This window comes from Deinococcus carri, from assembly GCF_039545055.1.
GTDB lineage: Bacteria > Deinococcota > Deinococci > Deinococcales > Deinococcaceae > Deinococcus > Deinococcus carri.
On sequence record NZ_BAABRP010000001.1, the window covers coordinates 355,383 to 374,708 of the forward strand.

Below are 19,326 nucleotides of genomic sequence, written 5' to 3' on the forward strand. Positions count from 1 at the left end.
GAACAGGCGGTGCCCTCCCGACTGTTCAGGAATTGGACGGAATCCGTATGGGGCCGAAGGCCGAAGGCGACCCGTGCGCGGTAGGCTGTGGCCTATGCGTTCCCTGGCCGTGTCTGCCCTGCTGCTCGCGTCCGCTGCCCTTGCCCAGACGCCCGCACCGTCCCCTGTGCCGTCCGCCCCAGCGTCTCCGGCCCCGGCGGCCTCGCCCGCGCCCACCTTCGCACCGGTGCCGTTTCTGGGCACCGCGCCCGTCCGCAGTTTTAAGGCCCCGGCCTGGGTGATCGACCCGGCCAAAACGTACCGGGCGGTCTTCAGGACGGGGAAGGGTGACGTGACGGTGGAGCTGTACCCCCAGCAGGCCCCGAAGGCCGTGAACAGCTTCGTGTTCCTGGCGCTGAACCACTTCTACGACGGCACGCGCTTTCACCGCGTCATCGACGGCTTCATGGCCCAGGGGGGCGACCCGCTCAGCGCCGACCCCGCCCAGAAGGCGAACTGGGGCACGGGCGGGCCGGGCTACGGCTTCTTTCTGGAACTCGACCCCGCGCTGAACTTTGGCAGCGCCGGGGTGCTGGCGATGGCCCGCTCACAGAGTCCCTACTCGCAGGGGAGCCAGTTTTTTCTCACGCTGGCCCCCGCCGACTTTCTGAGCGGCAACTACACCGTGTTCGGCCGGGTGGTCGCCGGACAGGACGTGCTGCAAAAGCTCACGCGCACCGCGACCAGCAGCCCGAGTGGCGAGACACCCATCAGCGGGGCCGAGCCGGACGTGCTTCAGAGCGTGCAGATTCTGGTGGGGCAGTAAGCCGTCAGCGGTCAGCAAAAGATTCCTGGCTGACCGCTGACGGCTGAGAGCTGACCGCTTTCTTCACCCCAACACCGCCACCAGCAGCGTCACCAGCAGCGCGGCCAGGCCCATGCCAATGCTGCTGGCGGCCCCGGTGAGGTCGCCTTCCTCGCGGGCGCGGGCGGTGCCGATGCCGTGGGCGACGCTGCCCAGCGCGATGCCGCGCGCGAGGGGATGCCGCACGCCCAGCCGGGTCAGCACTGGCGGCAGCACCAGCGCCCCCAGCAGGCCCGACAGCACCGCGAGCGTGGCGGCCAGGGCCGGGGGTGCCCCGGTCACCGGGGCGAGTTGCAGCGCGACCGGGCTGGTCACGGAGGCGGTCATGAGTGACCGTTGCGCCTCGGGAGCCAGGGCCAGCAGGCGCGGCAGCAGGATGTCCGCCCCGGCCCCCACCAGCGTCCCCGCCGCCCCGCCCAGCACCAGCGCCCGCCACTCGCGCGCCAGCAGCGCCCGCAGCCGGTACAGCGGCACGGCCAGCGCCACCACCGCCGGACCCAGCAGGAACGAGATGGGCCGCACCTGGGCCGCGTACCCGTCATACGACGTGCGCGTCAGCAGCAGCGTCCCGGCCACCAGGACCGTCGCCACCAGCGTCGGGTTCATCAGCGGATGCCGCACCCGCGCCTGGGCCAGCACCCCCAGCGCAAAGGCGAGGAGGGTGAGGGCAACCCAGGTCACGGGCGGCCCGCGGAGGCGGGGAATCGGGGGCAGAAGGCCAGAGGCAGAAGGCGGAAGGCCAATGACGTTTGGCCTCTGGCCGCGTCCCGCCTACCGCGCACCGCGTCCCCCCTCACTTCCTCACCAGCCGCGCCGCCAGCACCCCGGCCACCCCCGCCCCCAGCAGCAGCCCGGCCAGCATGACCAGCAGCCACAGCGCCCAGGCCGCGCCCGCCGAGAGGTACTCGATGACCCCGGCGGTGGCGGGCACGAACAGCAGGCCTAGCGTGGCGAGCAGGCCGTCGGCCGCGGCCTCAAGCCAGTGCAGGCGCACCACGCCGAGCGACAGCGCTGCCCACAGCAGGCCCATCCCGACCACCGATCCCGGCAGCGGGAGGCGCAGGGCACCCACCAGCGCCGTACCCAGCGCCGCGAAGCCCGTCAGTATCCCCAGGCCCAGCACGAACCGCACCGGGGCGGGCAGGGCGCGGGTCAGGGAGGCGGGGGCAGCGCCGCTCATGCCCGCGCGGGGGCACCCAGGCGGGCGAGCATTCCGCGCACGACCTGCTTGGCGTGGCGGGCCACCAGCGGCATGAAGGTCCGGTAGTCCACGTTCGCGTCGTGATCGGCGGTGTCGCTGACCGAGCGAATCACCACGAAGGGCACGCCCGCCTTCGCGCACACCTGGGCGACCGCCGCGCCCTCCATCTCCGCGCAGGCCGCGCCGAATTGCGTCCAGAGGCGCTGCACGCCCTCCCTGGAGGCGATGAACTGGTCGCCGCTCGCCACCCGGCCCTCCAGCACGCGCACGCCCTCCACCTCAGCGGCCGCGTCCAGCGCGGCGGCCCGCAGGTGTTCGTCGGCGGGCCAGGCGGGGGCCTCGCTGGGAATGGTGCCCAGCGCGTAGCCCAGCGCGGTCACGTCCACGTCGTGCTGCACGAGGTCGGTGCTCACCACGATGTCGCCCACACGCAGCTCCGGGTGAACGCCGCCCGCCACCCCGGTAAAAATCACGCGGGTCGCGCCCGCCATCAGCAGGTGCGTGGCGGTCAGCGCCGCGTTCACCTTGCCGATGCCGCCCCGCGTAAGCAGCACCGGCACGCCGTCCAGCACACCCCGGTAGAGGGTCACGCCGGGGTGCTCCATCGTCTCGCGGTCCCCCAGGTCCGCGAGCAACAACTCGATTTCCTCGTCCATCGCGCCCATGATCGCCAGCATGGGGGTCAGTGTAGGGGAAGCTCTCAGCGATCGGCCATCAGCCTTCTGCCCTCCCCCTTGACTCAGGTCATGGTCCTTTCCAACCGGGCGGCGCAAGCTACCTTCATGCCTCATGTCATCACCAGCTCCTGCATCGGTGTCAAGGACCAGGCCTGCACCGAGGTCTGCCCCGTGGAGTGCATCTACGACGGCGGCGACCAGTTCGTGATTCACCCCGACGAGTGCATCGACTGCGGGGCCTGCGTGCCCGCCTGCCCGGTCAGCGCCATCTTCCCCGAGGAGGACGTGCCCGAAGGCGAAAGCGGATTTATCCTCAAGAACAGGGCGTTTTTCGGGCTATGACGCCGCCTGCGCTCCTCCCGGTCCTGTCTGGCCTGAACGTGCTGCTTGTCGGTGTGTGGGTGGGCATGTACCTGTTCACGACCTCCGTGCTCAGCCCGGCCTTCGCGGAACTCTTCCCCAACGAGGCCACCCGCAGCGCACACCGCCGCACGGTAGGCCGGTATTACGCGCGGGTGAATGGGCCGCTGTCGCTGCTGCTGCTGCTTACCGTGCTGGCGCTTGGGGGACTGCGGGGCTTCAGCCTGGCGCTGGGGACAGAACTCGCGGTGCTGCTCCTGATCGGGGGGCTGGTGTCCATGCACATGCGGCGGGGCGCGCGGGTGCGGCCTCCCGCCTGGCTGACCCACGTCACGCTCGCCGCCAGCGCGCTGCTGTGCGTGCTTTCCGTGGCGGTGGACGCATGACGCAGCCTCTTCCCCTTACCCACCCGGACGCGCTGTTCGCCCGCCTGGGCAACGAGGCGCTGCGGCGCGTGCTGTGGGCCTTTTACGAGAAGGCAACGCGCGACGAGCTGCTCGGCCCCGTCTTTACCCGCAAGATCGGGCCGTTTCCGCGGGGAGGCTGGCCGCTGCACATCGCCCGGCTGGAAGGCTTCTGGCGGGCGGTGACGGGCGGGCCGAGCGCCTACCGCGGACAGCCGGGACCCGCGCACGCCGGCCTGGGTATCGACCCCGCACACTTCGACCGCTGGCTGCTGCTCTGGGAGGAGACGCTGCGCGAACACCTCGACCCGCCGGGGGCCGAGGCGCTGCTGACCCTTGCCCGGCGGATGCGCGTCACCCTGGAGCGGCACGCCGCCGGGGAGAATCCGTGAAGCGCACCCCGCCTCCGCAGGTGCTCGCGGCGACCGCGGGGGGTAGCAGCCTCCTCTTTCACCTGGACGCCGGAGAGGGCCTGCCCCGCCACCAGCACCCGCAGAACCAGGTCGTGATGGCCGTCCTGAGCGGTGCGCTGTACGTCACCACCGACGTGGGAACCCGCGCGCTCTCGGCCGCCGAGGTCATCATCCACGAGGGCGGGCAGCCCCTCGCGCTGGCGGCCACCGCGCCAGGAACGCGGGTGCTGGTCACGCTGCTCGGTGGCGCGTAGGGGAGGGGTTCTCTCCGGCCAGGCCTCCGGCGTGGCAGCATCAGGGAACGTGACCGACCGTGCCGAGACTCTGCTGGCCCACGCCCCGGTCTTTCAGGGGGCACGGGCCGCTGACCTGCGTCCCCTGGCGGCGCTGGCGGCCTTCCGTTCCCTCACGCGCGGCGAACACCTGTTCCGCGAGGGGGAGGCGCTGGACACCCTGTATCTGGTGAGTTCGGGCAGCGTGCGGGTGTACCGCCTGGCGCGCGGCGGCACGCGCGAACTCACGCTGCATGTCGAAGGCCCCCGGCAACTGGTGGCGGGTGTGGCGGCCTTCCAGAGCCGGGCAGTGGCCCCTGCGAGTGCGGTCGTACTGCAAACGCCCACCGAGGTACTGGGCCTGCCTGCCGGGGCGGTGCGCGAGCGGGTCTTCGGCACGCCCGCCCTGGCGCAGGCCGTCATCGCCTACTTCGCGCGGCGTCAGGCCGAACTGCTCACTCGCGTGGAGGGGCTGGTCTTCAGCGAACTCGGGGAACGGCTGGCCGCCTACCTGCTGGACCATGCCCGGCAGCCGCACGCGCTGCCCACCAACAGCGAACTCGCGGCCCTGCTGGGCACCGTGCCCGAACTCGTCAGCCGCAAACTGGGCGAGTTCTACCGCCTGAACCTGATTCACCTGGAGCGCCGCACCGTGCGCGTCACCGACCCGGCCGAACTCGCGCGGCTGGCGCGGGGGCACCGGGAGGAGGGGAGGGCGGGGGAACGCTCTCGCCCACCCTCCGGGACCTGAGCTGCCCGCCCCCGGCCGCTCCTCTCGGCGTATCCTCCCCTTATGACCGACCCGCAGCTTTCCGAACGGATGCCCGACGTGTCCGGTGCCGACGCTTACGGCACCCTGGACCCCGCCGCGCTGAGGCACGTGGACAGCCTGAAGTGGAACAGGTACGGCGAAGGCGTCATTCCGCTGTGGATCGCGGATATGGACTTCCCGGTCGCGCCGCCCATCCTCGCGGCGTTGCAGGAGCGGCTCGGGCAGGGGCTGGGGTATCACCTGCAAGGCGGGGCCACCCTTCAGAGCGCCCTGCTTGAGAAACTTGCCGCGCAGGGCCTCACCGACCTCCCCGAGGACGGCCTGAGCTTCCTGCCGGGGGTGGTGCCGGGCCTGTACACGGCGGTCGCGGCCCTGACCGAGCCGGGCGAGCCGGTCCTGACCATGACGCCGATCTACCACCCCTTCCACCTCAGCATCACCGAGCAGGGCCGCCGGGTGGCCGCCGCGCCGCTGCGCGAGGGCGCAGAGGGGGACACGGCTCACTGGGAAATCGACTGGGACGCGCTGGAAGCGGCCGCCCAGGGCACCCGCCTGCTGATGCTGTGCCATCCGCACAACCCCACCGGGCGCGTGTGGAACGCTGAGGAACTGGCCCGCCTGCGCGACTTCGTGCTGGCCCACGACCTGTACGTGGTGTCGGACGAACTGCACGCCGACCTGCGCCTCACCGACGCTCCCTTCGAGTCCTTCGCCGCCGACCCGCGCGTGCGGGCGCGCACCCTCACCCTGACTGGTCCGTGCAAGGCATACAACACGGCGGCCCTGGGCATCGGCGTGCTGGTGGGGCACGACCCGGCGCTGGTCAGGCGCGTGCGGGCGGCGGCGGGTGGGCTGATGGGCCATCCTTCCGCCCTCAGCGCGACGATGTGGCTGGCCGCGCTGCAAGAAGGTGGGCCGTGGCTGCAAGGCACCCTCGACTACCTGCGCGGCAACCGCGACGTGATGCACGCTTTCCTGGACGCGCGTCTGCCCTGGGTGCGTGCCACCAGTCCCGAGGCCACCTACCTCGCGTGGCTGGACCTGCGCGCCCATCCGCGGGCGGGCGACATCCAGAACTTCCTGCTGGAGGAGGCACGGATTGCCGTCCACGACGGTCCCCTCTTTGCCCCCGACGCCCTCAAGCCGCAGTACCAGGGCTTTATCCGCCTGAACTTCGCCACCAGCCGCGGCCTGCTGCTGGAGGCGCTGGAGCGGATGGCGGACGCGCTGGGGGCCGAGGTACCCGCCTAGCACAGGGGTTGGCAGGGGGCTGTGAGAAGGCGGCCCGCTTCCAGAACAGGCGACTCATACGGGACGAAGTGGCTTTGCTGACATCAAGATGGATGGCCTGCCCCCTCTCCCCCTGCGGGTGACTCGTAGAGCTGCGTAGCAGAGGGATGGGGAGAGGGGGCGACCGGGCAGCCTGCACGCTCCCTGGATGCTGAGGACTCATTTTCATTCCGTGTCAGCCGCTGGATGAAGGCTGATTGGGCCTGTCGAGGGTGCTTGACGTTTGGCGGGGCATCCGGCGGCGGGGCCGGGCTTTTGGCTCTGATTGTGGGGCGGGATGTTTTTTAGGGCAGGCCATCTTGTAGCGAGCTTCCCCCCGCCCCCCAGCCCCCCTACCCCCCCACCGGGGGGCAGGGGGGAGCTTTTCGCTGCGCTCGGCAAGGGGGTTCCTGGCGTTGGAAGGGTTGCCAGGCTTTGCCCCGGTTTCCCGCTGGTTGCCAGGTCCAGCCCACCGGGCGGCCTAGGGCCTGGCGGCCCGAACGGCTCCTCATCCGGGCCTGACCGCTTGCAGGGTGGGACCTGGGCATCGGCTCCAAAGTTTGAAAAGACAGGGGAGGCGATAGCTCTGGCTGGTTGGGGGTGGCAAAGAGGAGAAGGGCGTTGGACGGGCTTATTGCTCCTCCCCCTTGAGGGGGGAGGCCGGGTGGGGGTGAACAGGCCTGGCGTCGGAGAGCAACCGGAGGTGTCCTTCCAGCAGAACCCCGCCCACTTCACCCCGGAGCATTTGTCGTAAAGATAGCTGCGTCTTTTGACCCTCTCCCCTGGCGGGACTCGTAGAGCTGCGGAGCAGAGAGGGCCTTGCTTCGCCAGGGGAGAGGGATTCTTTTGACGTCAAAGTCTCTAACCCCTTCACCCTTCCCCACGTGCCTCCAAGCCCCGTGGTTAACCCCCCGTGGCTTCCTCCGCTGTCAGTTCCCGCAGGCGCTCGATCAGGGGTCGCAGGCGCGCCCGCCGCAGCTTCAGCGCCGCGCGGTTCACGACCAGGCGGGCGCTGGAGTGGTACAGCACGTCCACCTCCTCCAGGTGGTTTGCCCGCAGCGTGCTGCCGGTCTGCACCAGGTCCACCACAGCGTCGGCTAGCCCGGTCAGCGCGGCCAGTTCGATGTTGCCCGACAGCTTCACCACCTCGGCGGGAATGCCGCGGGCGGCGAGGTACGCGCGGGCCGAGCGCGGGTACTTGGTGGCGACGCGGCCAATCGGCCCGGTGGCCCCCACCTCCCGGATGAGGCTGAGGTGGCAGGCGGCAAAGCGCAGGTCCACCGGCTCGTAGACGGCGCGGCCCGACTCGATCAGCACGTCCTTGCCCACGATGCCCACGTCGGCCACGCCCAGGTCCACATAGACCGGCACGTCCTGGTTGCGCAGTTCGAGCAGGGTCACGCCGGGGAACTCGTGCCGCAGCGCGCGGGACTTCTCGGGGAGGGCGAGGGGCAGCCCGGCGCGCGACAGCAGCGAGATGGCGTCGGCCAGAATCCGGCCTTTGGGCAGTGCGAGGGTGAGGTGTTCGGGACCACGTGGGGGGGCGGGCGTCATGCCGTCACCTCCGTCAGCGTGTCGCCCTGTGCCCAGCGGCGGATGCCCCGGCTCTGGCAGTAGGCCAGCAGTGCCCTGCGGTCGTCCGTCCAGGCCAGTTCCGCGACCAGTCCGGCGGTGCGGGCCAGGTCGGCCCCGGCGGCGTCGAGGGCCAGCACCACCTCCGGCTCGGGGGGCAGCCCGGCGGCCGTCACCTCGGTCAGCCGCTCCAGGCCGATGGCGAAGCCCGCGCCCGGCAGCCCGCCCAGGTCGTAGCGCCCGCCGCCCAGCACCGGCTGGTTCAGGCCCTCGGCATAGGCCCGGAAGGTGATGCCGGTGTAGTACCCGTAGCGGCGGCTGGCCCCCAGGTCGAACAGCAGGCCCGGTTCGCCCGGGGCCGGTGAATCTGGGGCCGGTGAATACAGCGCGGCCACCGCCTCCAGATGGGCCACTGCTGCCCGTGCGCGAACACCACGCGCCAGGGCCGCCGCCTGTGCCAGCACCTCCGGCCCGCCGTACAGGTCGGTCAGGGTGTGGAGGGTGGCCGTGACCTGCGGCCCCAGGCCGTGCCGGGCGGCCAGCAGGTCCACGTCCGCGCCGCTCTTGCGGTCGATGGCGTCGTGGAGGGCGTCGCGTGCGGCGGCGGGCAGCCCGGCGTCTTCCAGCACCGCGTCCACGAAGCCGGGATACCCCACCTCCATCACGGCCTGAACGCCCACCGCGGCCAGCGCCCGCGTGCCCAGCCGCAGCAGTTCCGCGTCGGCCTGCGGGGTCGCCACGCCCAGCAGCTCCACCCCCACCTGCCCGAACTCGCGCAGTCGGCCCAGTTCGCTGGTCAGGGTCCGCAGCCACAGGCGGCCCCCGTACTGGAGCCGCAGCGGAAACGGCCCCTCGGGGAAGCGGGCGCGCACCAGCCTTCCGACCGCCGTGGTGAACTCGCTGCGTAGGGCCAGCACCTCCCCGCCCGTGTCGATGAGCTTAAAGGCCTGCGCGTTTTGCGGATGCCCCCCTTCGGCGAACTCCAGCGCCGGGACCTCCACGCCCCGGTAGCCCCACGCCGCGAACACGCCCGCCAGCCGCGTCCTCAGATGCTCGCGCCAGGCCCACTCGGGCGGCAGCACGTCGCGGGTGCCCTGGGGAACGGCGCGGGACAGGGAGGCAGGGCGCAGGGGGAGGCTCACGGGGCGCATTAAAGCACTCCGGACCGGGGAGGGGGAGGCCAGTGCAGTCGGCCAGTGCAGGCATGAGGGGTGAGAACAGGTGCACTTCTGCCCTGGCCTGCCCCTGCCCCATGCCTCAACACCCACAACTCCTCCCTCTATACTCCTCCCCATGCGCCGCGCCGTCCCCGCCCTCCTCCTGCTCGTGCCCCTGCTGGGCGGCTGTGCCCGCACGGCCGACACCTTCAAGCCGCACATCGTGGTCACCAGTCCCGACGGCGGTGGGGTGAGCCGGGCGCGCAGCTTCACGGTGCAGGGCTACGTGCTCGACGACCAGGGGGTCAAGCAGATCACCGTCAACGGCGAGCCGGTGCCGATCAAGCCCGGCAGCCGCAAGATCGCCAATTTCGCGTTCCAGACGCAGCTTGGGCAGGCCCGCGGCGAGTACACCATCGAGGCGCGCGACCGGGCGGGCAACGAGAGCCGGCTGGTGCTGCCCGTCGCCGTGGACGGCACGCCGCCCACCGCCAAGGTCACGCGGTTCGAGCGCGAGCGCAACGTGATTCGCGTGACCGGGGTCGCCACCGACAACAACCGGGTGACCCAGGTGATCGTAGACGGCAACCGCCTGAATATCACGCCGGGAGCGCGGGTAGACTTCTACGCCGAGACGACGGGGGTCTATGCCGACATCCAGGTGATCGACGGGGCCGGAAACGTCACCAAACTGCGCGCACAACGCTGAGGTTCGCCTCCCTTCACAGTCCCGCGCGCGGCAGCCCGCTAGCCTGTCGCCGTGCCGCGCGCCCCTGCCTCCCCCCGGCCCACCCCTGCCCAGGAGGTGCCGCCGCCCGCGCACCTGCCCGAGATCATGCGCCGCCTCGTGGAGGCGTACCTGCCCGCGCCGCTGACCCCGCACGTCAGCCGGGAGCCGCTGAACGACCTGATCCAGACCATCCTCGCGCAGCAGAACACCTCGGCCCTGACCCGGCGGCAGTTCGGGGCGCTCAGGGCGGCCTACCCGGTCTGGGAAGCGGCCCTCGCCGACGGCCCGGATGGGGTCGAGGCCGTGCTGCGCGCGGCGGGGGGCGGGCTGGCCCGCACCAAGGCCGACTACATCTGGAACGTGCTGCACCGCCTGGAGGAGCTGCGCCCGCCGGAGGAGGCGGATGCTCCCCTCAGCCTGCGCGTGCTGCGAACCATGAGCGACGCCGATGCCCGCGCCCTGCTGGAAGCGTTGCCCGGCGTGGGCATGAAGACGGCCTCACTCCTGCTGCTCTTCGACCTGGCCCGCCCCGCGATTCCCATCGAGAACAACATCTGGCGCGTGGCCGGGCGGCTGGACCTGATTCCGGCGCGCTGGAACCTCCTCAAGGCCGAACGCTGGTTCGACGAGGTGCTGGTGCGCGACTGGGCTACCCGCGCGACCTTCCATGTCTCCGCCATCCGCCACGGCCGGCAGACCTGCCTTTCCCGCCGCCCCCGCTGCGAGGTCTGCGTGCTGCAAGACCTCTGCCCCTCGGTGGGCCTGTTCCTGGGCGGTGAGGACGAGGACTGATACGGAATGAAGTTGATTCGTTGACATCAAGATGGATGGCCTACCCCCTCTCCCCCTGCGGGAGAGGGTTGGGGAGAGGGGGCGACCGGGCAGCTTGCATACCTCCCAGATGCCGAGGACTCATTTTAGTTCCGTATGCGTATGGTGCCTGGCTGGCCGCCCCGCGCGAGCTGTTCGGCCCCCGCACCGGCTCTAGCGCCGCTCCCTCTCGCCGGGTGGGGGCACGGTTCCTCCCGCCTCCTCCACACGCTGCCGGATCACCGTGCGGGCAGCGCGGACGGTAAACAGCATGACGATGCCCGCGAACAGCATCGTGAAGTAGATAAAGGCGCGCGGCACCTCCACCCCGAAGGCCTCCCCGACCAGGGTGGAGCCGATCAGCAGCAGGAAGGCGGCGGCCAGCAGCTTCAGCGGCGGGTGTTCGTCCAGGTAGCGCGAGATCGGGCCGCTGGCGGCGATCATCACCAGCATCGCCAGCACGACGGCGGCGATCATCACCGGGAGGTTCCCGCTGACGCCGACTGCCGTGATCACGCTGTCCAGGCTGAAGACAAGGTCCAGCAGCGGAATCTGGAAGATCACGCTCGCCAGCGTCACGCGCGGGGCGTCCGGTTCTTCCACCCCCAGCGGATTGCGGGCCATGTTCGACAGCTCGCGCACGCTCTTGATCATCAGGAAGAGGCCGCCCGCCAGCAGCACCAGGTCACGGATGCTCAGATCCTGCCCGAACAGGCTCAGGACCGGCGCGGTCAGGCGGGTCAGCCAGGTCACGCTGGCGAGCAGGGCAATGCGCGTGACGACAGCCAGCACCAGCCCCAGCGTCCGCGCGAACGCCTGCTGGGCGCGTGGCAACCGCCCGGCCAGCAGCGTGATAAAGACGATGTTGTCGATTCCCAGCACCAGTTCCAGCAGCGTGAGGCTCAGCACCGCGACCCACGCTTCCGGCGTACTCAGGGCGGACAGGAAGGCCTGCATGGCGTGAGGGTACGCCGCCCGCCCGGCCTCTGCCCTCCGGTTTTCCTCACCTTTGGCGGGCAAAGGGAGGGGGGCCGAACCCCCACGGGTCCAGCCCCCTGCGTCGCCCCGTAGCTGATACCAACTTCAGGTGAGTCGTAGACGAACCCGAGCGGGGCGAGCAGAAGAAAAGACCGGCTTGCGGCGATGGACCATGAGCGGGTGAGCCTACAGGGTTCCCAGCAAGAAAGGCGAAGGGCCGCCCCTGAGCCTCCGGCCAGTGGAGAACATCCGGTGTTTCGTCCGGATGTTCTGGAATCAGAGCAAGTTGGTCTCAGGCTTGGTCGGGATGCCGCTGTGTCTCGTGCAGGTCGACCGGCTTGCCCCGGCGGGCGCGCATGTTCAGCACCTCGACCAGGATGGCGAAGCCCATTGCAAAGTACGTGTACCCCTTGGGGATGTGGAAGCCGAAGCCGTCCGCGATCAGGTTCACGCCGATCAGCAGCAAAAAGGCCAGCGCCAGCATCTTGATCGTGGGGTGCGCCTGCACGAACTCCCCGATGGGCCGGGCGGCGACCAGCATGATGCCCACCGTCACCACCACCGCGCTGACCATCACGCCGATGTCGTCGGCCATCCCCACCGCCGTGATCACCGAGTCGAGGCTGAAGACGATGTCCAGCAGCATGATCTGGGCGATGGTGGCCGCGAAGTTGGCGGTGCCCTGCCCCACCACGTTCGTCTCGTGCGCGCCGGGGCCTTCGAGCTGCTCGTGCATCTCCTTGACGGCCTTGTACAGCAGGAAGAGGCCACCCAGAATCAGGATCAGGTCGCGTCCCGAAAAGCCCATGCCGAAGAGGGTAAACAGGTCGTCTTGCAGCCGGTAGATCCAGGTGATGGAAAACAGCAGCGCCAGACGCATCAACATCGCCGCCAGCAGGCCGATGGTGCGCGCCCGCTGTTGCTGCTCGGCGGGCAGTTTGGCCGCCAGGATGCTGAGAAAAATCACGTTGTCGATGCCGAGTACCACTTCCAGCAGAAGCAGCGTACCGAAGGCCAGCCACGCTTCAGGCTGGCTGACCCAGCCAAACAGGGACTCAATCACAAGGGACTCCAGGGACAACACGGGACAGGGAGCAACGCGGCCAAGCGCATTACACCGGATGAGCCGCCGGGGGCGGCAGGAAGGGACAGACGGGGAGAATCCCGCAGCGCACTGCCGGGCAGCGCGTTACGGTTCATGCTCCGGGAGAAGTTGTGCACGAATATTAAATGTTAGATGAAGGGCCTTCATCTTCGCGGCGTTCCTGGTGGGTTCGATGGGCCATGGGGGGAGAGCCAGGAGCCTTTCTCGTAGCTTCAACACTGGAGCAAACAGAACCTGACCCGCCTCCTGCTCAAGGGGCGGGCCGGTGGGTGAGGGGGCGGTCTGTTAGCGCGGCGTCGCGCCGTCGAGGTACACGCTGAGCAGCGCCCGCGCCGTGCCATGGGGGTCAGCGGGAGGGGCACCCGTTACCAGCGGATACAGCAGGGCCAGCAGCGCCCGCGTCAGCACGGCGGGGGGCAGGTCGGCACGCAGTTCGCCACGCCGCGAGGCCTCCTCGATCAGGCCCGAGAGGCCGCCCATCCAGACCCGGCGGTACTCGTCCTCGAAGGCGGCGCGGCGTTCGGGCGACACGTGCCGCAGCTCTCCCGCCAGTTGCAGGCCCACCCGCTGCTCGGGCGCGCTCGCCAGCAGGTCGCCCACCAGCGTCTCCAGTTGTGCCCGCACCCCGGCCTGGGCCTGCGCGTGGCCCACCAGCCGGCTCAGGCCGTCCAGCGTGCCCTCCAGCATCGCCAGGAAGAGGGCTTCCTTGTCGGCGTAGTGGTGGTACAGCGCGGGCTTGGTCACGCCCACCGCCGCCGCCACCTCCCGCATGCTGACCCCGTGGTACCCGCTCGCCACGAAAAGCCGCGCCGCCTCGGTCAGGATGCGGGCGCGGGTGGTGTCGGGAATCGGGGCAGACGGCAGGGAGGGCGGGACAGTCACGGCTGCATGATAGCCCGAAAGGGGCGAACGTCCTTGTGCAGCGGGTGCGGGGGTCAGGCGGGCGTGACCTCCGCCGCCCACACGTCCTGCGGTGTCTCGCGACGGCGAATCAGGGTCCAGCCGGTGCCGTCCCACAGCGCCTCGGCCGGGCGGGAGCGGGTGAGGTAGCTGCTGCTCATGCTCGCGCCGTAGGCCCCGGCTTCCCCGATGGCGAGCAGGTCGCCGGGGGTCGGGCCAGGCAGCGGCACGTCCCGCGCCAGCAGGTCGCCGCTCTCGCAGGCGGGACCGGCCACGTCCCAGCGCGTCACTTCGCCGCCTCCCCAGAGTGCCGTCACCGGATGCTGCGCCCCGTACAGCATGGGCCGCAGCAGTTCGGTCATGCCCGCGTCGGTCAGCACGAAGGGGCGGCCCGTCTGCTTGGTGCCCACCACCCGCGTCAGCAGCGTTCCGGCCCGCGCCACCAGATACCGCCCCGGCTCCACCCACAGCCGCGCGCCGAAGACGCTGGCCGCCGCCTGCGCCTCCCGCGCGATGCCCGGCAGATCGGCGTCCACGCCCCAGCCGCCGCCCACGTCCAGCACCTCCAGGTCGCCGGTGTGGGGGTGCAACTCCGCCAGCCGCGCGAAAGCGGCGCTGAAGTCCGCCGCGTCGCGGATCGCGCTGCCGATATGGACGTGCAGGCCACGGGCGTCGTGGCCCGCTTCCCGCAAGGCCCGCAGGACTTCCGGGGCCTGGTCCAGCGTCACGCCGAACTTGCTGCCCGCCGCCCCGGTGGCGAGGTGGTCATGCGTGCTGACCGCCAGCGCCGGATTCACTCGCACCAGCGCCCGTGAGCGGGGCGGCAGCAGGCCTGGCTCCTCCGCCCGGTCCACGATGAAGGTCGCCCCCAGGCGCGCGCCCGCCGCATACTCCTGCGCCGACTTGGCGGGACCGTTCACCAGCACGTCTTCTCCCCGCGCGCCGACGTGTTCCGCCCGCGCGAGTTCCCCGGCGCTCACGCACTCGAAGCCCACCCCCGCCGCCCGCAGCCGCCCCAGCAGCGTGAGGTTCGGGTTCGCCTTCATCGCATAGAAGACCCGCGCCTCCCCGAAGGCGGCGCGCACCCGGCTCAGGGCCGCGTCCAGTTCGGCGGCGTCGTAGACGTAGAGGGGGGTGCCGAAGCGTTCGGCGGCGGCGTAAAGGGCAGGGTGCGGGATGGTCACAGGGGCAGTGTAGGGGAGCGCCGCGCCCCCTCAATCCCCGGAGGCCAGTTGCCCCACGAAGACCTCGACCACGCGGGGGTCGAGTTGCCGCCCCGCCTGGTTCCGCAACTCCGCCAGCGCCTCCTGCCGGGTCCAGGCCCGTTTGTAGGGCCGCTCGCTGATGAGGGCGTCGTACACGTCCACCACGGCAAAAATCCGGGCCAGCAGGGGAATGGCCTCACCCTTCAGGCGGTCGGGGTAGCCCTGTCCGTCCCAGCGTTCGTGGTGGTGGCGCACCAGCTCCAGCGCGGGCGGCGGAATGAAGCCCAGCGCGTCTGCCAGCCGCTCACCCTCGGCGGCGTGGGTCTGCATTTCCGCGCGCTCCTCCTGGGTCAGGGGTCCGGGTTTCAGCAGGATGCGGTCGGGCACGGCCATCTTCCCCAGGTCGTGCAGGTAGGCCCCCAGGCGCAGGGCGTCCAGTTGCTCCTGCCCGAGGCCCAGCGCCAGCCCCAGCCGCAGGACTTCTCCCGTCACCCGGTCGGTGTGCCCCTGGGTTTCCCGGTCGCGGGCTTCCAGCGCCAGCCCCAGCGCCCGCAGGGCCGCTTCCCGCGCGGCCAACGCCGCCTGTTCGGCCCGTTTGCGCTCCTCGATATCGGTGCAGGTGCCTACCCAGGCCACCCCGCGCCCCGACTCGTCCGTCACCCGCACGCCCCGAATCAGGAACCAGCGGTAGGCCCCGTCCCGCCGCCGCAGCCGGTACTCGATGGCGTAGTTCTCGCCATTGGTGATGGACGTTTTCCAGCGGGCCAGGGTGGGCGCGAGGTCTTCGGGGTGCAGCGCCTCCTCGAAGCCGAAGCCCAGCGCCTCCCCCGTCAGGCCGGTGTACTCCGCCCAGCGCCCGTTGATGTGATGCCAGAGGCCCTCGGCGTCCGCCGTCCACAGCATCACCGGCATGGCGTTCAGGAGACTCAGGTAGGCCTGTTCGGAGTGGAGGCCGACCAGCGTCTCAAGGAACGTCTGTGAGGTGGTCATGGGCTATTGTCCCGGTCAAGACAGACCAGCTCAAGCCCGACAGTAGGGCCACGACGTTCATCTGTGGGGGGAGTCCGGGGCCGGGGCGCACCCTTCAGGCCATCCGGCGCATGTCTTTTCCGCCGCGCACCGTCACTCTTTTCCCATGCGCCTCACCCTGCACCCCAGCCTGCGCGAATTGCGCACCTTGTACGACGTGGAAGGCATGATGCCGCGCTTCCGTGCCTACGTGGATTTGATGACGGGCGGGCCGGAGTTCCTCCCTCTCGGGGCCTTCAGTCCGATGGGGCAGAGGCAGGCCGCCTTTCTGGACGCGCTGCTGGCCCTGGACGCGGAGGGCGAGGCCGCCCGCGAGTGCCGCCGCGTGGAGGCCGAGCTGGAGGGAATGCCGGACCGCTTCCGCCTGCTGCTGGTCGTGCTGGACGAACCGCGCAACGGTTGGACGCAGCGCTGGCTGACGGACGCGGAGTGGCGCTTCCAGGCGAAGTACGACACGCTGCCCCAAAGTTCCCCCGCCGTCGGCTTCGACCGCTGGGTGACGGTGCAGCTCTGGACCGATACGGCCCCCAGCCTGGACACCGTGCGCCGCGAGGTCCGCGCCTCGGTCTGGCGTGCGGCCTGGCAGGCCCGCCACGGCCTTCCCGTCACGCTGCGGCAAATGCTCGCGCAGGAGGGCGGTGCGGCGCGCTTCGCGGGGGAGGCCCTGGGTTTCGGCCCCGAGGAACTCGCCTACACCCGCGAGGTGCTGACGCCCCTGCTGGATTCCGACCACTGGCCCACCTGCTTTGCCGCCCTGTACGGCGACGACGCGGCGCGGGTGGCAGGCTTTCCGCCGCTGGGCCTGAGCCGCCGGGCGGGGTTCGGGCTGGCGCTGGGGGGTGAAGCTCTGAGCTCTGAGCTCTGAACGGGCACCAGTCAGCTTCAGCTTTCGGCGTCCGCCATCTTTTTCATAGCTCACGGCTCAAAGCTCCTCCCTCACTGTCTCCCGCCCCCCCCGCCTGCTAAGCTCCCCGGCGGTATGACGGCCACGGGCGAGAAGGCAAATCAGCGGGTGCTCTGTGCGATGTCGGGGGGCGTGGATTCCAGCGTCACGGCGGCGCTGCTGAAAGACGCGGGCTATCAGGTCGTCGGCGCGATGATGCGTTTCTGGCCCGACGACAAACGCGTGGACACCTTCGACACCTGCTGCTCGCCCGACGCTGCCTATGAGGCGCGGCGCGTGGCCGAACAGGTCGGCGTGCCCTTCTACCTGCTGGACTACCGCGAGCAGTTCCAGCGCCACATCGTCGGCCCCTTCTTGGCCGAGTACGCGCAGGGCCGCACGCCCAACCCCTGCGTGAACTGCAACACGAAGGTGAAGTTCGACGAGCTGGTGAAAAAGGCGAAGATGCTGGGCTGTCAGTACGTGGCGACCGGGCACTACGTCAAGCGCGTCGAGAACGAGCGCGGCGAGGTGGAGTTCTGGCGGGGCGACGACCCCCGCAAGGACCAGACCTACTTCCTGTGGGGCACCCCACGCGAGGCCCTGCCCTACATCCTCTTCCCGGTGGGCGAGCTGGAAAAGCCCCGCGTGCGCGAGATTGCCGAGGAACGCGGTCTGCTGACCGCCCGCAAGCCCGAGAGCCAGAACATCTGCTTCGTGCCCGGCAAGGTGCAGGACTATGTGGCCGAGCATCTGCCGCAGGCGTCCGGCTTCATCCGCGAGATTCACACGGGCGAGGTGGTGGGCGAACACCTGGGCACCCAGTTCTACACGCTGGGGCAGAAAAAGGGCCTGGGCCTGTACCAGTCGCACCGCGTCCGCCACGTCGTCCACCTCGACCCCGCCACAAATACCGTCTGGGTGGGTGACTACGAGGACTGCCTCTGGTCAGGTTTGAAGGCCGGGGGCGCGAACTACCTCCTCGACCTGGCCGAGCTGCCGCGCGAGCTGGAGGTGCAGGTGCGCTACCGCACGAAGCCGGTGCGGGCGACCGTCCTCCACGCCGACGAGAACGGCTTCGAGCTGGCGTTCGAGGAACCGCAGTTCGCCGTCGCGCCGGGCCAGAGCGCAGTGCTGTATGCCGGGCCGCGGCTGCTGGGGGGCGGGCTGATTGCGGACCATGCGCGGCAATTGCCGGATGTGGGGCTATGAGCCGTGAGCTATGAGCTATGAAAAAGATGGCGGACGCCGAAAGCTGAAGCTGACTGGTGCCCGTTCAGAGCTCAGAGCTCAGAGCTCAGAGCTTCAGTACCGCTGCCCCGCCGCCACCCGCCCCTCCGGCTCCCGCCCGGCCTGCATCTCGGTCAGGAAGGTGCGGGTGTAGTCGGCTCCGCGCCGCACCAGGTCGCGCGTCGTGCTGGCGATATGCGGGGTGATGACGACGTTGGGCTGCTGCCACAGGGGATGCCCCTCCGGCAGCGGTTCGGGGTCCGTCACGTCCAGCACCGCGCCGCCGAGGTGGCCGGAATCCAGCGCGGCCAGCAGGGCGTCCGTGTCTATCAGGTTGCCGCGCCCCTGGTTGCTGAGCCAGGCCCCCGGTTTCAGGTGGGCCAGCACGTCCGCGTTCACGATGCCCCTCGTCTCTGGCGTGCTGGGGAGGAGCAGCACCACCCAGTCGGCCGCCGCCAGCGCCGCGTCCCGCTCGGCCGCCGGGGTCCGCGAGCGGATGCCCGTCACCCGCGCCCCCAGGGGACGCAGCAGCTCCTCCAGAATCTGGCCGATGTGCCCGTAGCCCCAGATAGCCACGTTGGCCCCGCCCAGCGTGCCCAGGTCGCGGGTGGGTTGCCAGCGGCCCTCCCGCTGCTGGTCGCGGAAGCGGTGCAGGCCACGGGCGGCGGCGAGCATTCCGGCCAGGGTGTGAACGGCGACGGCGCGGTCGTGCAGGCGGTGGGCGTTGTAGAGGGTCACGTCCTCCGGCAGCTTGCCTGCCACGTGGTCGATGCCCGCCGTGAGGGTGAGGACCCACTTCAGGCCCGGCCAGTTCAGCAGCTCGCCGCGCAGGCTGGCGGTGGCGAGCCACAGCACCAGGCCGTCGGCCTCGCCTCCCGGCAGGTGGTCGGCACGGTAAAAAGCAAACTCCACGCCCTCCACCTGCAACTCGTGGAATTCGGGCAAATCAGGCACCAGCACGCGCACTTTCCCACTCTCCTCTCGTGATTTCCATATGAACGTCGGTGCGGCCCGGCCCGGCCGTGCGCCCCACCTCGCGGAAGCCGCACGCCACAAAGGCCCGCTGCGCGCGGCGGTTGTGCCCGAAGGTGGTGAGGCGCACGCGCGAGAGTGGCACTTCCCTTTCCCGGAAGGCCCAGGCCAGCAACGCCATCACCGCCTCGCGCCCGTAGCCCTGGCCCCACAGCGGGCGCAGGCCAATCATCACGCCCAGGGTGCCCACCGTCGGCGTCAGCGGGGGCGGGGGCCGCAGGTCGTAGAGTTCGGCGCTGCCAATCAGCTCGCCCCGCTCGTTCAGCACGCCGAAGCCCGCGCGTTCGCCGGTCTGTTCTTCTTCCAGCATCACCCGGCGAAAGAGCCATTCGGGCAGCCGGATGGGCTTGGCGTCGTTCCAGTCGGCCAGTTCGCGGTCGCGGAAGAAGCGGTAGAGGGTCTGCCACTCGGCGGGCGTGAACTCCGGAACGGGTTTGAGGGTCACGCGGCCCCACGAAACGCCTGTGCCTTCTGCCGCCATGC

23 protein-coding genes are annotated in these 19,326 nt (G+C 70.4%); 11 read left to right on the top strand and 12 right to left on the bottom strand.

Going from position 1 to position 19,326, the window contains the following annotated elements; all coding sequences use genetic code 11:
- Positions 1-94 precede the first annotated feature (94 nt).
- Entirely contained in the window at positions 95-805 is a 711-nt protein-coding gene (locus ABEA67_RS01805) for a peptidylprolyl isomerase (RefSeq protein WP_345459982.1), read from the top strand.
- Positions 806-868: 63 nt separating this feature from the next.
- On the opposite strand, the gene ABEA67_RS01810 is transcribed toward ABEA67_RS01805, so the two are convergent.
- From ABEA67_RS01810 to ABEA67_RS01820, 3 genes are all read right to left on the bottom strand, one after another.
- A complete protein-coding gene (locus tag ABEA67_RS01810; protein ID WP_345459984.1) occupies positions 869-1,525 on the bottom strand; it encodes an LrgB family protein in 657 nt (218 codons plus the stop codon).
- Between the two features lie 112 nt (positions 1,526-1,637).
- Positions 1,638-2,024, bottom strand: a complete 387-nt coding sequence (locus tag ABEA67_RS01815) for a CidA/LrgA family protein (protein ID WP_345459987.1) — start codon at positions 2,022-2,024, stop codon at positions 1,638-1,640.
- The gene (locus tag ABEA67_RS01820; RefSeq protein ID WP_345459990.1) at positions 2,021-2,722 is read right to left on the bottom strand and encodes a 5'-methylthioadenosine/adenosylhomocysteine nucleosidase; all 702 of its coding nucleotides are present in this window, start codon (positions 2,720-2,722) and stop codon (positions 2,021-2,023) included. Before ABEA67_RS01820 ends, ABEA67_RS01815 begins: the two co-directional genes overlap by 4 nt.
- 105 nt (positions 2,723-2,827) lie before the next feature.
- On the opposite strand from ABEA67_RS01820, the gene ABEA67_RS01825 reads away from it, so the two are divergent.
- Genes ABEA67_RS01825 through ABEA67_RS01850 form a run of 6 tightly spaced genes read left to right on the top strand, consistent with a single transcriptional unit; the run spans position 2,828 to position 6,194 of the window.
- Positions 2,828-3,064: a ferredoxin gene (locus ABEA67_RS01825; protein WP_345459993.1), complete on the top strand. Its 237-nt coding sequence runs from the start codon at positions 2,828-2,830 to the stop codon at positions 3,062-3,064.
- Positions 3,061-3,468, top strand: a complete 408-nt coding sequence (locus ABEA67_RS01830; protein ID WP_345459995.1) for a hypothetical protein — start codon at positions 3,061-3,063, stop codon at positions 3,466-3,468. Before ABEA67_RS01825 ends, ABEA67_RS01830 begins: the two co-directional genes overlap by 4 nt.
- The gene (locus ABEA67_RS01835) at positions 3,465-3,878 is read left to right on the top strand and encodes a group III truncated hemoglobin (RefSeq protein ID WP_345459998.1); all 414 of its coding nucleotides are present in this window, start codon (positions 3,465-3,467) and stop codon (positions 3,876-3,878) included. The genes ABEA67_RS01830 and ABEA67_RS01835 overlap by 4 nt, the downstream gene beginning before the upstream one ends.
- Positions 3,875-4,153: a cupin domain-containing protein gene (locus ABEA67_RS01840; RefSeq protein WP_345460002.1), complete on the top strand. Its 279-nt coding sequence runs from the start codon at positions 3,875-3,877 to the stop codon at positions 4,151-4,153. Before ABEA67_RS01835 ends, ABEA67_RS01840 begins: the two co-directional genes overlap by 4 nt.
- A 49-nt stretch (positions 4,154-4,202) precedes the next feature.
- The gene (locus ABEA67_RS01845; RefSeq protein WP_345460005.1) at positions 4,203-4,922 is read left to right on the top strand and encodes a Crp/Fnr family transcriptional regulator; all 720 of its coding nucleotides are present in this window, start codon (positions 4,203-4,205) and stop codon (positions 4,920-4,922) included.
- A gap of 42 nt (positions 4,923-4,964) precedes the next feature.
- Positions 4,965-6,194 (top strand): MalY/PatB family protein, encoded by a 1,230-nt coding sequence (locus ABEA67_RS01850; RefSeq protein WP_345460008.1) that lies wholly within the window; start codon positions 4,965-4,967, stop codon positions 6,192-6,194.
- 921 nt (positions 6,195-7,115) lie between these two features.
- On the opposite strand, the gene hisG is transcribed toward ABEA67_RS01850, so the two are convergent.
- Both hisG and ABEA67_RS01860 read right to left on the bottom strand, forming a co-directional pair.
- Complete coding sequence (gene hisG / locus ABEA67_RS01855; RefSeq protein WP_345460012.1) at positions 7,116-7,766, bottom strand: ATP phosphoribosyltransferase; 651 nt, start codon at positions 7,764-7,766, stop codon at positions 7,116-7,118.
- A complete protein-coding gene (locus ABEA67_RS01860) occupies positions 7,763-8,935 on the bottom strand; it encodes an ATP phosphoribosyltransferase regulatory subunit (protein WP_345460015.1) in 1,173 nt (390 codons plus the stop codon). Before ABEA67_RS01860 ends, hisG begins: the two co-directional genes overlap by 4 nt.
- 142 nt (positions 8,936-9,077) lie before the next feature.
- Between ABEA67_RS01860 and ABEA67_RS01865 the strand changes: the two genes are divergently transcribed.
- Entirely contained in the window at positions 9,078-9,650 is a 573-nt protein-coding gene (locus tag ABEA67_RS01865) for a hypothetical protein (protein ID WP_345460018.1), read from the top strand.
- A gap of 51 nt (positions 9,651-9,701) precedes the next feature.
- Complete coding sequence (locus tag ABEA67_RS01870) at positions 9,702-10,463, top strand: endonuclease III domain-containing protein (protein ID WP_345460021.1); 762 nt, start codon at positions 9,702-9,704, stop codon at positions 10,461-10,463.
- Positions 10,464-10,655: 192 nt separating this feature from the next.
- Here the strand turns inward: ABEA67_RS01870 and ABEA67_RS01875 are convergent, their stop codons facing one another.
- The 5 genes from ABEA67_RS01875 to ABEA67_RS01895 form a co-directional block, all read right to left on the bottom strand.
- The gene (locus ABEA67_RS01875) at positions 10,656-11,438 is read right to left on the bottom strand and encodes a TerC family protein (RefSeq protein WP_345460024.1); all 783 of its coding nucleotides are present in this window, start codon (positions 11,436-11,438) and stop codon (positions 10,656-10,658) included.
- Positions 11,439-11,751: 313 nt separating this feature from the next.
- The gene (locus ABEA67_RS01880; RefSeq protein ID WP_345460029.1) at positions 11,752-12,522 is read right to left on the bottom strand and encodes a TerC family protein; all 771 of its coding nucleotides are present in this window, start codon (positions 12,520-12,522) and stop codon (positions 11,752-11,754) included.
- 327 nt (positions 12,523-12,849) lie between these two features.
- Entirely contained in the window at positions 12,850-13,446 is a 597-nt protein-coding gene (locus ABEA67_RS01885; RefSeq protein WP_345460032.1) for a TetR/AcrR family transcriptional regulator, read from the bottom strand.
- A gap of 53 nt (positions 13,447-13,499) precedes the next feature.
- Positions 13,500-14,648 carry a diaminopimelate decarboxylase gene (gene lysA / locus ABEA67_RS01890; protein ID WP_345460035.1) on the bottom strand — a complete coding sequence of 383 codons (1,149 nt, stop codon included), beginning with the start codon at positions 14,646-14,648 and terminating at the stop codon, positions 13,500-13,502.
- Between the two features lie 30 nt (positions 14,649-14,678).
- The gene (locus ABEA67_RS01895) at positions 14,679-15,659 is read right to left on the bottom strand and encodes an HD domain-containing phosphohydrolase (protein ID WP_345460038.1); all 981 of its coding nucleotides are present in this window, start codon (positions 15,657-15,659) and stop codon (positions 14,679-14,681) included.
- A 145-nt stretch (positions 15,660-15,804) separates the two neighbouring features.
- Between ABEA67_RS01895 and ABEA67_RS01900 the strand changes: the two genes are divergently transcribed.
- A complete protein-coding gene (locus ABEA67_RS01900; protein ID WP_345460041.1) occupies positions 15,805-16,563 on the top strand; it encodes a hypothetical protein in 759 nt (252 codons plus the stop codon).
- A 114-nt stretch (positions 16,564-16,677) separates the two neighbouring features.
- Positions 16,678-17,793, top strand: coding sequence for a tRNA 2-thiouridine(34) synthase MnmA (gene mnmA, locus ABEA67_RS01905; protein WP_345460043.1), 1,116 nt, complete (start codon positions 16,678-16,680; stop codon positions 17,791-17,793).
- Positions 17,794-17,886: 93 nt separating this feature from the next.
- On the opposite strand, the gene ABEA67_RS01910 is transcribed toward mnmA, so the two are convergent.
- Entirely contained in the window at positions 17,887-18,777 is an 891-nt protein-coding gene (locus tag ABEA67_RS01910) for an NAD(P)-dependent oxidoreductase (RefSeq protein ID WP_345460045.1), read from the bottom strand.
- Positions 18,758-19,324, bottom strand: a complete 567-nt coding sequence (locus ABEA67_RS01915; RefSeq protein WP_345460048.1) for a GNAT family N-acetyltransferase — start codon at positions 19,322-19,324, stop codon at positions 18,758-18,760. The genes ABEA67_RS01910 and ABEA67_RS01915 overlap by 20 nt, the downstream gene beginning before the upstream one ends.
- Between the last annotated feature and the right edge of the window lie 2 nt (positions 19,325-19,326).